The organism is Streptomyces sp. SirexAA-E, from assembly GCF_000177195.2.
Lineage (GTDB): Bacteria > Actinomycetota > Actinomycetes > Streptomycetales > Streptomycetaceae > Streptomyces > Streptomyces flavovirens.
The window spans coordinates 7372054-7383633 of sequence record NC_015953.1; the positions used below are offsets into that span (position 1 = coordinate 7372054).

Annotated in this window: 13 protein-coding genes; 5 read left to right on the top strand and 8 right to left on the bottom strand. The window is 70.9% G+C overall.

Annotated features, from left to right (window positions below; all coding sequences use genetic code 11):
• Positions 1–72: 72 nt before the first annotated feature.
• From SACTE_RS32310 to SACTE_RS32320, 3 genes are all read right to left on the bottom strand, one after another.
• On the bottom strand, positions 73–1101 hold the full coding sequence (locus SACTE_RS32310) for an ABC transporter substrate-binding protein (protein ID WP_014050232.1): 1029 nt from the start codon (positions 1099–1101) through the stop codon (positions 73–75).
• Positions 1102–1173: 72 nt separating this feature from the next.
• Entirely contained in the window at positions 1174–2076 is a 903-nt protein-coding gene (locus tag SACTE_RS32315) for an ABC transporter permease (RefSeq protein ID WP_014050233.1), read from the bottom strand.
• The gene (locus SACTE_RS32320) at positions 2066–2881 is read right to left on the bottom strand and encodes an ABC transporter ATP-binding protein (protein WP_014050234.1); all 816 of its coding nucleotides are present in this window, start codon (positions 2879–2881) and stop codon (positions 2066–2068) included. Before SACTE_RS32320 ends, SACTE_RS32315 begins: the two co-directional genes overlap by 11 nt.
• A 258-nt stretch (positions 2882–3139) precedes the next feature.
• Between SACTE_RS32320 and SACTE_RS32325 the strand changes: the two genes are divergently transcribed.
• The 3 genes from SACTE_RS32325 (at position 3140) to SACTE_RS32335 (ending at position 6517) form a co-directional block, all read left to right on the top strand.
• A complete protein-coding gene (locus SACTE_RS32325) occupies positions 3140–4828 on the top strand; it encodes a sensor histidine kinase (protein WP_014050235.1) in 1689 nt (562 codons plus the stop codon).
• On the top strand, positions 4825–5517 hold the full coding sequence (locus SACTE_RS32330; RefSeq protein ID WP_014050236.1) for a response regulator: 693 nt from the start codon (positions 4825–4827) through the stop codon (positions 5515–5517). Before SACTE_RS32325 ends, SACTE_RS32330 begins: the two co-directional genes overlap by 4 nt.
• An 82-nt stretch (positions 5518–5599) precedes the next feature.
• Complete coding sequence (locus SACTE_RS32335; RefSeq protein ID WP_014050237.1) at positions 5600–6517, top strand: hypothetical protein; 918 nt, start codon at positions 5600–5602, stop codon at positions 6515–6517.
• A gap of 83 nt (positions 6518–6600) precedes the next feature.
• On the opposite strand, the gene SACTE_RS32340 is transcribed toward SACTE_RS32335, so the two are convergent.
• Together SACTE_RS32340 and SACTE_RS32345 are read right to left on the bottom strand one after the other, a co-directional pair.
• Complete coding sequence (locus tag SACTE_RS32340; protein ID WP_014050238.1) at positions 6601–6975, bottom strand: CrcB family protein; 375 nt, start codon at positions 6973–6975, stop codon at positions 6601–6603.
• Positions 6972–7502: a CrcB family protein gene (locus tag SACTE_RS32345; RefSeq protein ID WP_014050239.1), complete on the bottom strand. Its 531-nt coding sequence runs from the start codon at positions 7500–7502 to the stop codon at positions 6972–6974. The genes SACTE_RS32340 and SACTE_RS32345 overlap by 4 nt, the downstream gene beginning before the upstream one ends.
• Before the next feature lie 404 nt (positions 7503–7906).
• Between SACTE_RS32345 and SACTE_RS32350 the strand changes: the two genes are divergently transcribed.
• Positions 7907–8509 (top strand): restriction endonuclease, encoded by a 603-nt coding sequence (locus tag SACTE_RS32350; RefSeq protein WP_014050240.1) that lies wholly within the window; start codon positions 7907–7909, stop codon positions 8507–8509.
• Here the strand turns inward: SACTE_RS32350 and SACTE_RS33605 are convergent.
• Positions 8506–9416 (bottom strand): IS5 family transposase gene (locus SACTE_RS33605; protein WP_264371053.1). Its coding sequence is split into 2 segments (ribosomal slippage): positions 8506–9068 and positions 9068–9416, totalling 912 coding nucleotides; the frame shifts between segments, so codons are not numbered across the junction. The genes SACTE_RS32350 and SACTE_RS33605 overlap by 4 nt on opposite strands.
• Positions 9417–9861: 445 nt before the next feature.
• On the opposite strand from SACTE_RS33605, the gene SACTE_RS32365 reads away from it, so the two are divergent.
• Entirely contained in the window at positions 9862–10368 is a 507-nt protein-coding gene (locus tag SACTE_RS32365; RefSeq protein WP_014050242.1) for a DUF4232 domain-containing protein, read from the top strand.
• 157 nt (positions 10369–10525) lie between these two features.
• Here SACTE_RS32365 and SACTE_RS32370 read toward each other — a convergent pair whose 3' ends face one another.
• The gene (locus SACTE_RS32370; RefSeq protein ID WP_014050243.1) at positions 10526–10747 is read right to left on the bottom strand and encodes a hypothetical protein; all 222 of its coding nucleotides are present in this window, start codon (positions 10745–10747) and stop codon (positions 10526–10528) included.
• Positions 10748–10844: 97 nt separating this feature from the next.
• Positions 10845–11426: an NUDIX hydrolase gene (locus SACTE_RS32375; RefSeq protein WP_226995250.1), complete on the bottom strand. Its 582-nt coding sequence runs from the start codon at positions 11424–11426 to the stop codon at positions 10845–10847.
• Between the last annotated feature and the right edge of the window lie 154 nt (positions 11427–11580).

The following is an 11580-nucleotide window of genomic DNA, read 5'->3' on the forward strand; positions in this document are numbered from 1 at the left end:
CACGGACCACCTTGACGCGCTTCCCCGGCACCACCGTGCCGGGGAAGCGCGCCGGACGCACGACGGTGACCGTCAGCCCACCTTCTCGACGAACTCCGTGGTGTAGGTCTTGCCCAGATCGACCTCGGCGTCCTTGAGGTTGGGATTGAACGCCTTCAGGACACGCTCGACGGTCTCCGGACCGTCCTTCGGCATGACGCCGTCGGTGGTGAACATCGGCAGCGTGCTCCTGATCGCCTCGGCGTACAGCTCCTTGCCGCCCTGCGCGTAGTCGGCCGGCATCTTCGCAGCGATCTCCTCGGGCGAGTGGCCGTCCATCCACCTCAGTGTCCTGACGAAGGCGTTGGCCAGCTTCTGGACCGTCTCCTTGTTGCCGTTCACCCAGCTCGTGTTCATGTACAGACTGGAGGAGGGGTAGGGGCCGCCGAGCGCCTCCTGCGAGCCCTCGGGCGTACGCATGTCGACCAGCACCTTGCCGACCTTCTTGTCGAGGATCTGGGTGACCGTCGGGTCCGTGGTCATCCCCGCCTGGATCGAGTTCTGCTGGAGAGCGGAGATGAACGTCTGGCCCGCGCCGACGGCCACGGGGGTGATCCGGTCGGTCCGCACGCCGTTCTTCACGGCGAGGTACTTGGTGAGGAAGTCCGTGGAGGAACCGAGACCGGTGACGCCCAGCTTCTTGCCGGAGAAGTCCTTCGGCGACTTGATCTCGTCCGCCGCGGCGTTGGACACCACCTCCACCTCGCCCGAGGTGTGCGAGAGCTGTACGACCGACTCGACCTCCTTCCCCTTCACCTGGAGGTCGAGGGTGTGGTCGTAGAAGCCGACGACGCCCTGCACGTCACCCGAGATGAGCGAGGTGGTGGCCTGCACGCCGGCGGGTTCGGTCAGCAACTGGACGTCCAGGCCCTCGGCCTCGAAGTGACCGAGCTTCTGGGTGAGCATCGCCGGCATGTAGATGACCTTGTCCAGGCCGCCGACCATGATCTTGATCTGGCCGCCGTTCGCCCCCGAGGAGGAGTCCCCGCCGCAGGCGCTGAGGGAGCACAGGGCCAGCAGCGCCGCGGCAGCGGCGGCGGGGGCCTTGAGATGGCTACGCATGATCACGTCCTTGTGCTGAGAGTCGGGTCTCCCCGGCCGGGAGGGCGGTGCGGGCGGGGCAGTACGAGAGGGTCAGCGGCCGTCGCCGGCGTCGGCCGGCTTCCACCGGAAGAGGCTGCGTTCGAGGAAGGACAGCAGCGCCTCGGCGAGCAGGGCGACGACAGCGAGGATCACCATGGCGGCGTAGACCCCGGCGGCGTTGAAGGTGCCCTGCGAGGCGGAGACGAGCAGTCCGAGGCCCTTCGTGGCACCGATGTACTCGCCGACGATCGCGCCGATCAGCGCGAAGCCGAAACTCACGTGCAGGCTGGTGAAGATCCACGAGGTCGCGGAGGGGATGACCACCTGGAAGGTGACCTGCCGGTTGCTCGCGCCGAGGATGCGCGCGTTGGCGACCAGGTTCCGGTCCACCTCACGGGCGCCCTGGAAGGCGTTGAAGAAGACCGGGAAGAAGACGAGTACCACCGCCGACGCGATCTTCGACGCCGGGCCGAGACCGAACCAGATCAGGAAGATCGGTGCGAGGACGATGCGAGGCAGCGCGTTGAGCACCTTGATGTAGGGCCCGAGGACGTCGGAGAGGAAGCGGACCCTGCCCAGCGCGATCCCCAGGATCACACCGGCGACGACACCGATGATCCAGCCGACCAGGGCCTCGTACAGGGTGTACCAGATCTGCTCCCACAGAGTTCCCTGCGGGGTGCCGTCCGTCGCCCACCGGACGATCTGGTCCCAGATCTTCGAAGGCATCGAGAAGTTGAACGGATCGATCACGGCGGAGCGGGCCAGCCACTCCCACAGGCCCAGCAGCGCGATCAGCAGGAGGACGCGGGTGCTGTAGACGGTGATACGGCGATTGCGTGCGGCCCGTGCCCGGGCCTGCGCGCGTGTACCGCCCGCCGACCCGGCCGTGGCCGTACCCTCGACCGCGACCTGTGCTTTCCCGGCCGGCGCCGAGGTGCTCTCAAGCGGCATCGGACGCGCTCCGTTCACGGGTGATGCGGACCTCTTCACCGAGCGAGGACCAGATCTCGCGGTAGATCTCCACGAAGCGCGGCTCCAGCCGCACCGCCTCGACCTGGCGCGGACGCGGCAGGTCGATGGTGAAGATCTCCTTCACGGTCGCCGGCCCGGCCGTCATGACGACGACCTTGTCCGCCAGCGCGATGGACTCCTCCAGGTCGTGGGTCACGAAGACGACGGAGGCACCGGTCCCGGCCCACAGGTCCAGCAGCTCGTCCGACATCAACGCCCGGGTCTGCACGTCGAGCGCGGAGAACGGCTCGTCCATGAGGAGGAGCTCGGGGTCGTTCACGAAGGTGGCCGCGAGCGCGACGCGCTTGCGCTGCCCTCCCGACAGCTGGTGCGGGAACCGGTCCTCGAACGCGCCGAGTCCCACACGCGCCAGCCAGGAACGGGCACGTTCCCTGGCCTCCGCCTTGGGCACACCACGGAACCGGGGCCCCGCCATCACGTTGGAGAGCACCGACCGCCAGGGGAACACGGCGTCCTGCTGGAAGACGAAGCCGACCTTGTCGCCGATACCGGAGACCGGGGCCCCGGCGACGAGGACCTCGCCCTCGGTGGCCTCCTCCAACCCGCTGACCAGGGTCAGCGTGGTGGACTTCCCGCACCCGGTGGGCCCGACCACGGCGACGAACTCACCCTGCTCGACGGTCAGGTTCAGATCGCGTACGGCAGTGTGCAGGCCACCTGAGGGGGTGCGGAAGACCTTGCTGGCCCCCCGCAACTCGATGACCGGACGTTTCTGAATGCTCATGACCGGGACCGTAGGAGCGGCCGCGGCACGGCGGCACCCTTGTGGGCACAACCCGTCCTTGTGCCCGTAGTACCTGTTCTGCTCGTTGTGCTCACCCCGGAAGCGCGTTCCGGGGCACAGGGCTGGGCAGCGGGCCGTGAGCCGTTTACCTTGCGGCTACACAGGTGTCGCGAGGACATGCCCGTCGCACGGACGTGATCCCCACGGGGACGGAGTCGTCAGTTCCGGGGCGGCCGCGGAAGAAGAGAGGAGGAGACGATGCGACCACACTGGCCCCAGCGGCTCTCCGGACAGGTCCTGATGGTGCAACTGGCCATCACGACCGGAGTCGTGGTCCTGGCCATCAGCCTTTTCACCGCGCCCCTCGCCCGGGAGCTCGACGCGGAGGCCATGCACCGCGCTCTGGCGATAGCCCAGACGACCGCGGCGGACCCGGCCATCGTCCGAGGACTGCAGACCACCCGGCCGACACCGGACGGCCCCGTCCAGCAGGAGACCGAGCGCATCCGCCGCGCCACCGGGGCCCTCTACGTGGTGACCATGGACGTGTACGGAGTGCGCTGGTCGCACACCACGGAAGCAGAGATCGGCAGGCACGTGTCCACCGACCCGAGCGACCCGCTGTCGGGCCACGAGGTCAAACAGATCGACAGCGGCACCCTGGGCCGCTCCGCCCGCGCGAAGGTCCCGCTGTACGACAGCTCCGGAGACGTCGTCGGAGCCGTGTCCGTCGGCATCGCCTACGACAGCGTGCGCCACCGTCTCGTCGGAGCACTCCCCGCGCTCCTGCTCTGTGCGGCGGCGGCCCTGGCGGTGGGGGCCGGTGTGGCGGTCGCGGTCTCCCGGCGCCTGCGCCGGCGCACCCACGGCATCGCCTTCTCCGACATCTCCGCGCTGCTCGACGAACGGGAGGCGATGCTGCACGGGATCCGTGAGGGGGTGATCGCCTTCGACCCCCGAGGCAGGATCCGGCTGGTCAACGACGAGGCGGCCAGGCTGCTGGGGCTGGACACCGACATGACCGACGACGACCTCGACACGGTCATCCCGACCGGCCGTACGGCGGACGTGCTGGCCGGCAGGGTCGAGGGCACCGACCTCCTCACCGTGAGCGGCGGCCGCGTGCTGGTGGTCAACCGGATGCCGACCGCCGACGGCGGCGCCGTCGTGTCCCTCCGGGACCGCACGGAGCTGGAACTGCTGGGCCGCGAACTCGACAGTACGCAGGGACTTCTGGAGGCTCTGCGTGCCCAGGGACACGAACACGCGAACCGGCTGCACACCGTGCTCGGACTGCTGGAACTGCGCAGGTACGACCAGGCGGCCGACTTCGTCACGCACGCGGTGGGAGACCACCGGAGCTCCGCGGAGGAGATCGCCGAACGGGTCCAGGACCCCCTGGTCTCCGCACTGCTCGTCGGGAAGGCCGTAGTGGCCGCGGAACGCGCCGTCGAACTGCGCGTCTGCTCCCGCACACGGCTGCCCGACCGTCTGGTCGCCCCACGCGACCTCGTCACGGTGCTCGGCAACCTCATCGACAACGCGCTCGACGCCGCCGCGGAGAAGCGTGGCCCGGCCCCCTTCGTGGAGGTGGAGCTGTGGGCCGAGGGCGCCACCGTGCTGCTCCAGGTCTGCGACACCGGCCCCGGGGTGCCTCCCGCCTCACGCGAGGCCATTTTCACCGAGGGGTACAGCACCAAACGCCCGGTCGGCTCGGTGCTTCCCTCGCAGCCGACAGGCGGCCGGGGCGCACCCGCGCACGGCCGGGGGATCGGGCTCTCCCTGGTGCGCCGGCTGGCCGAGCGCTACGGCGGTACGGCAAGGGTGGCCGCCCGCCCGGGAGGCGGCGCGGTGTTCACCGTGACCCTGCCCGAGATGATCATCCCGGGTCCGGAGACGGGGGAGCACGCCGACGCCGTGCTCACGACGGCCGGTGAGGCGCGATGATCAACGTCCTGGTCGTGGACGACGACTTCCACGTGGCCGAGATCAACTCCGCCTATGTGGCCCGAGTGCCCGGGTTCACCGTGGTGGGCCGCGCGCACAACGCCGCCCAGGCGCTGCTCGGCGTGGAACGCACCGACGTGGACCTCCTCCTGCTCGACCACTACCTGCCGGACGAGACCGGGGTGACACTGATCCGCCGGCTGCGGCAGCTCGGCCATCACACGGACGTGATCATGGTGACGGCCGCCCGCGACCTGGCGACCGTACAGATGGCGCAGCGCTACGGCGCGCTCCAGTACCTGGTCAAGCCGTTCACCTTCTCGGGCCTGCGCGCCCGGCTCGAAGGCTACGCGGCCCTGCGCCGCTCACTCGACGAAACGGCCCGGGCCAGGGAGGCGGGACAGGACCAGATCGACCGGATCTTCAGCGCGTTCAGGACGGCCGAGCCGGTCCGCCCCGCACTGCCCAAGGGCCACTCGACCGCCACCGTCGGTCTCATCCGCGGGGCCCTGACACGCAGCGCCCTGCCCCTCTCGGCACACGAGGTCGCGGCGCGGACCGGAGTCAGCCGGTCCACCGCACAGCGGTACCTGAAGTACCTGGAGGGTGTCGGACACGTCAGGCTGACGCTGAAGTACGGCGACACGGGGCGGCCCGAACACCTCTACTCCTGGACGGGAGCCGCCTGAAGTCCCGTGGCGACGGCCGTCGTTCCTCGCTGCGTACGGGAACTCATGTACGAGCTGGTCGCCGCCTGACAGGATGCGCGGCATGACGAGTGGCAGAGGGGCGCTGACGGCCCTGCATCTCCTTCTGGTCTGGGCCGTGACGGCGGTCGCGGTCCCGACGCTCGGCTTCGGGCTGCTGGTGTCGGCCTGGAGCGGTGGGGCCGGCGCGGCGGTCCCGGTCTTCGCGGTCGGCGTTCCGCTGATGGTGGGCCTGCTGGCCGCGGCGGGCCTGCCGGTACGGACCGTGGTGCCGCTGTGCGGCTCCGCACGGCAGCGGTTCGGCTGGGCGGCACTGGTCTTCGTCCTCGGCACGCTCGGCGTCCTGGCGGGTCTGGCCGCCTACGGAGGGGACGTCGACCTGGGGAGCGCCACCACCCGGATCGTGCTCACGGGGGTGCCGTACGCCGTGGCCGCGGCATTCTTCGTGCCGAACCGGTGGGTACGGCTGGGAGCGGTGGCAGCGCTGGGCGTGGCGGTGGCCTACGGAGGCTTCGTCGGCCCGGCGCGGTCGGAGGTCCGCCGGCACGAGGCGGAGGTCGCGTGGTACCAGGAGCACGCGGAGCTGCTGTACCTCGGGGCCGTGCCACCCGGGATGGAGGTGTCCCGCGCCGAGGTCGGCCCCGCCTACTTCGGCGTCGACTACCGCACGGTCCGACAGGACGCGTTCGCGTCCCTCCTGGTGCGCCCGCCGCTCACACCGACGCCCCGATGCCCGGAGTTCGAGGAGAAGGGAGTGACCTGCACGGTGGACGCCCACGGCGAGGTGCGCACGGTCCGAGAGTTGGCCGACGGCGGTCGCGCCGTCACCCTCACCCGCCTTCACGGCGGCGCGGAGGCCGAGGTCACCAGCCAGACCGTCGACGAGTCAGGGCTGCGCCGTCTCCTGAACACCCTGCATCCGCTGTCGGACACGGAATTGGAGGAACTGATGCGGGAGAAGAAGATCGACCACAGGACCTGAGCCAGGAGGGCCGAGGATCCGTGGCCGCTCCGTCCGGACGCGCGACCGCCCGGTGCCCGCCTACCGGCCCCCGGCCGAAGGGGTCACCCGAGGACGGCCGTGGCGAGCGCGGTGGCGAGATAGGCGGTGCCGAGACCGGCGACGACGCTGACGACCGCGTTGGCGGCGGCGAAGTACTTCGCGCCGGTCTCGGCCAGGCGAAGGCTCTCGAAGGAGAAGGTGGAGTAGGTGCTGAGCGTCGCGCACAGACCGGGGCCGACGAGGTGCTGGAGAGCCTGGGGCACGGTGGTGGCGGTCGCGGCACCGGTGAGGAAGCCGAGGCCGGCGCAGGCGGCGATGTTGACGCCGAAGGTGCCCCAGGGGAAGACGGTGTCGTGACGGGCCTGGACGGCGCGGTCGCTGAGGTAGCGCAGCGGCGCGCCGACGACCGCTCCGACGATGACCATCAGCCAGTTCACGGCCGCCCCCCTTCCACGCCCGCCTGCGGGAGAACGATGCGGCGGGTGAGCGCGGCGGCGGCCCACACGGCGGCGAAGGCGGCCGTCAGGGTGGCGGCCGCGTACAGCAGCCCGGTGCCGGGGCGCCCGGCGTCGAGGAGCCGCTGGGTGTCGAGCGTGGCGGTGGAGAACGTGGTGTAGCCGCCCAGCACACCGGTGCCCAGGAACGGCCGCACGAGGGGGTGAGCGCTGAAACGTTCGGTGACCAGGACCATCAGCACGCCCATGGCGGCGCAGCCGGTGACGTTGATCCAGAACGTCGTCCAGGGGAACGCGGTGGACGCGACGGGCCAGATCAGCGTGGCGCCGTAGCGGGCACAGGCGCCGATGACCCCGCCGGCGGCGATCGCGGTGAGGACCCCGGCACGCTCGCGTGCGGGCGTCCGTCCCGCCCGGGGCGGCCACGGGTCGACGGCGGTGTCCGGGTCTGCGGGCTCGGCCGGCCAGCCGGTCGGCCGGGGGCTGGGGTGTTCGTGTTCGCTGGTCACGGAGCTCTCCTACCTGAAACAGGTGCTGTGCGCGGGTATGGACGCGCGGTTCAGGTAGGGACCGTTGGCGGCGCTGCTGCCGCGGTTGGGTACGGCGGGCCCCACCGCCGTACAGCCGCCCGTCACGAGGTGGCTGCCTGACCAGGATAAACAATGCCCCGCCCGCCGGTGCGGCCGGTGTGCCGTTGGACGGGCCCCCGGCCGCCCGGGCCCGGACGCGGGCACCGAGCGGGAACGGCCGTCAGGGGGGGCGAGGCGGCAACGCGCCGGTCCGCAGGACGAGGGGAGTGCCCCCGCCCCGGCCCGCCACCCCCGAGCCCGATGCCCGTCAGCCGGATGGAGCGCCTGCCGAGTGGGGAGTACATAGGCGGCACACGACCGAAGTGGGGGAGGAGCGGACACGCATGGGGACAGTGCTGCTGGTGGTGCCGACCGCCATGGTCACGGCGATCGTGCTCACGGGCCTGGTACGCGCCGGACGGCGTGAAGCGCACGCCGAGAGGGTCCGGATCGCCGAAGAAGCACAGCGCCGGGCGCGCCGGTCGCTGGAGGCGGTGTGGGCGATGGACGGCCGCCAGTTCGAGGAGTACGTCGCCCAACTGTGCCGCCGTGACGGCTGCACCGAGGTGCGACGGGTCGGCGGTGCCGGCGATCTGGGGGCCGACGTGATCGGCCGCCTGCCCGACGGACGGAAGATCGTCATCCAGTGCAAGCGTTATGCCAAGCACCGCACGGTCGGCAGCCGTGACATCCAGACGTTCAACGGCACCGCCCGCGCCGAACACCACGCCGATGTCCCCGTCTTCGTCGCTTCCTGCGTCTTCACGAAACCGGCCCGCGCGTTCGCCGACCGCCACCACCTGACGCTCATCGACATCGACCTGCTCGGCTTCTGGAACGACGGCACCGCGCTGACCTCCTTCCTGGACCTGGACATCGCCCGCTCCGGCACGAACCGCAAGCTCCGCCCCGACCGGCAGGAGCAACGTCCCGCCGACCGCCCCTAGGTCCTGTCTGACAAAGGATCTTGGGCGGGTTCGCGGAGCCAGAGGATGAGTGCGGCGAGGTGGACTCCGGCCTTGTAGCGGGCGGCGAGTTTGTCGAAGCGGGTGGCGATCGCGCGGAACTGCTTGAGACGGTTGAAGCAGCGTTCGACCACGTTGCGTGCCTTGTAGAGCTCGCGATCGAAGGCCGGCGGTCTGCCCCCGGCCTTCCCTCGCCGCAGGCGGTTGGCCTTCTGGTCGGCCCGTTCCGGGATCACGGCCCGGATGCCTCGCCTGCGCAGGACCCGGCGGATTGCCCGGGACGAGTAAGCCTTGTCCGCGATGACCGCGTCGGGCCTGCGGCGGGGCCGCCCGGCACCGCCCCGGGGCACCCGCAACTCGTCCATGACCGTGTCGAAGACGGTGGAGTCGTTGACGTTGCCGGGCGTGACGACGACGGCCAGGGGCAGGCCCCGGCCGTCGCAGGCGAGATGAATTTTCGTGGTCACCCCGCCGCGGGACCGGCCCAGCGCCTGACCAGCCGACGCGCGTGCCGGATTTTCCAGTTCGTCCCCCGCCGTCGCCCCTTTTTGCGGGCGCCGGCGGCGTGCTGATGGGCCCGGTTGATCGTGGAGTCCACCGACACCGTCCACTCCACGGCTCCGACGGAGTCGTCGCGGACCTGGACCTGTTCGAGCAGACGGGCCCAGGTGCCGTCCGCTTCCCAGCGGGCGAACCGTTCATAGGCCGTCTGCCACGGCCCGTAGCGTTCCGGCAGGTCACGCCACGGGGCACCGGTCCGCAACCGCCACAACACCCCGTTGATCACCTGCCGGTGATCTCGCCACGGCCGCCCACGACCGTCAATACCCGGCAGCAGGGGCTCGATCCGTTCCCACGCCGCATTCGTCAGCTCACCACGACCCACCACAAGTTCAATTATCAGACAGGACCTAGGACAACCCCGGCTGACGCAGCAACAGGTCTTACGGGCGCGGCCCCTTACGGTGAAGGCGGACGAGGTGCTCGCCTGTCGCCCGGAGCCGCCAGGGGGCGGGAGACGGCGGTCCGCCACCGGTCGTGCCGGGATCTCGTGAACGCCGGGTACGCAGCGTTCAGCGGTGCCTGACGGGGCGCGGAGTCACGCACAGGGCGCAGGCCGTGGAGGACACGGCCGTTGTCTTGCTGGTCGGTATCTCGTCCGATGCCAGGCGGCCACCCACCGGGCATGGCGGATCGGCTACGCCACAGTGCCGGTGACCCGGCTGTGGCGGTCCTGAGACATTTCCCGCGTGGACGGGCGGGCAGGGATGGAGTCGACCATGGTCCTGACGGAGGAAACGCGGCAGGTCCATTGAGCAAGGCAAGGAGCGTTCATGATGCGTACGAATCGTAAGATCGCGGCTGTTCTGGCCACCGCTGTGCTGGCGGGTGCGGCTGGTACGGGGGCCGCGCAGGCGTCGTCGGCGGCCGGTGACGCGGCCTCGTCCGCCTGTCGGCCGGCCAACCACCTCGCGAAGGTCACCGACGCGGACAACAGCGCGGGGCACCGTCACTACCGCGTCACCCTGACCGCACCGCGCGGCTACGCGCCGTGTGAGCTGGCCGGTTCGCCCACCGCCGTGCGGTTCTCGGACCACGGCTCGGACAGTGGAATCCGCGCGGGCCGCTACGGCGACCAGAAGACCGCTGTGACCTTCGGCCCGGGCCATCCGGTGCACTTCGACATCCAGGTTCCCAACGACGGCCGCGGTGTGCCTGTGGACGAGGCATCGTTCACGCTCCAGGCTCCGGGTGGGGAGATCCCTGGCACGTCTGTCGCCGAGGGCACCCTCAAGGTGGCCGCCGGCACCCTCATCGGTCCGGTCCGGCAGGGCGCCTGACCTTCCTGCGCCCGGTGGCGTTCCGCAGCAGAGCCACAGCTGCGGAACGCCACCGCGCCGCGTGTCCGTCGCCCGCCCACCGGCACAGCCCGTACCCGCCGGGAAGGCCCGGTTCTCGCCGGCGCCGTTGTCGTACGTCCGCGCAGTGCCGGGGCGCTCACGCCGCGGCCCATTCGTGCGGCCTGCCGCCGGCCCACCGGACCCAAGCCGGATCATCGAGCAGAAGGTCGGGGTCCTCCATCCCGGCACGGCGCAGGAACTCGATGACGTCGTGATCGCTGTAGGCGATCCCGAGAATGTGGGTGTCGGCGGAGCTCCGCACGGAGACGCGGCGGCCGCCGTCCTGGCTGAGGTGATGGACGGTGACAGGCGGGTTCATCTCTCCACGGTGCCTCCGCTCGCACGCCTCGCGCCACCGGTCCGCCCCCCGGGACGCAAGGGGGACGTTCGAAGCGGTTCGGTGCGCCAGGGCGGGGTCAGGGCAGCTGCCGGACGAAAGCGATGACGAACAGAGTCCCGGCCAGCGCGCACACGAGAACCGTCGGCAGCGCCCAACGGACTCCGCGCTCTCCGCGCAGGGGCGCTGTCATCCGCCTCTGCAGACCCGCGATGCCGTACATCGCGGCCAATGCCGCGCAACCGGCGGGCGTAGCGGCGGCGAAGTGCACGAGCCAGGCCCCGGCTCGGCTCGGACCGCCCCACGACGTGTCGTAGGGCCCCTGATCCACGAAGCCGTACAGCGCGCCCCGGGCCACGGCCAGGACGAACAAGGCGGCCAGGACGAGCGACAGCGCACCCATCAGTACGGTCAGTACGGCATGCCCCATCACCCGCGCCCCGCCCGGCCGCGTCGACTCCTTCCGGCCTCCGGAGCCCGTACCGGCCCCCAGAAACGCACGCCCGGTGTCCGCGCGCCCCGCGGCGGCCGCGCCGAACGCCAGAATTCCGCCCGGCAGCAAGGTGACCGCCGCGCAGAGGCGGCCCACGAACCGCCGGCTCCCGGAGGGCGGAGGGGCGGTCGCGCCGGGCGCAGGAGCGGGCATACGTGAAGTGCTCACGAGCCATGACGCTAAGTGAAGACCATCAGCTTCCACGACATACCGGGGAGCCAACTCGCTCGTCATACCCAGGTAGGGTGCGCGCGGCGCGAGGACGGCTTCCTCCGGCACGGTCCCTTCGGCCACCTCGCGGATGACCGCGTCCTCCGGCGAC

Excerpts from the sequence above, each read along its gene's own strand:
- SACTE_RS32310 (WP_014050232.1), bottom strand. The coding sequence starts at position 1,101 with ATGCGTAGCCATCTCAAGGCCCCCGCCGCCGCTGCCGCGGCGCTGCTG.
- SACTE_RS32315 (WP_014050233.1), bottom strand. The coding sequence starts at position 2,076 with ATGCCGCTTGAGAGCACCTCGGCGCCGGCCGGGAAAGCACAGGTCGCG.
- SACTE_RS32335 (WP_014050237.1), top strand. The coding sequence starts at position 5,600 with ATGACGAGTGGCAGAGGGGCGCTGACGGCCCTGCATCTCCTTCTGGTC.
- SACTE_RS32350 (WP_014050240.1), top strand. The coding sequence starts at position 7,907 with ATGGGGACAGTGCTGCTGGTGGTGCCGACCGCCATGGTCACGGCGATC.
- SACTE_RS32320 (WP_014050234.1), bottom strand. The coding sequence starts at position 2,881 with ATGAGCATTCAGAAACGTCCGGTCATCGAGTTGCGGGGGGCCAGCAAG.
- SACTE_RS32325 (WP_014050235.1), top strand. The coding sequence starts at position 3,140 with ATGCGACCACACTGGCCCCAGCGGCTCTCCGGACAGGTCCTGATGGTG.
- SACTE_RS32365 (WP_014050242.1), top strand. The coding sequence starts at position 9,862 with ATGATGCGTACGAATCGTAAGATCGCGGCTGTTCTGGCCACCGCTGTG.
- SACTE_RS32330 (WP_014050236.1), top strand. The coding sequence starts at position 4,825 with ATGATCAACGTCCTGGTCGTGGACGACGACTTCCACGTGGCCGAGATC.
- SACTE_RS32370 (WP_014050243.1), bottom strand. The coding sequence starts at position 10,747 with ATGAACCCGCCTGTCACCGTCCATCACCTCAGCCAGGACGGCGGCCGC.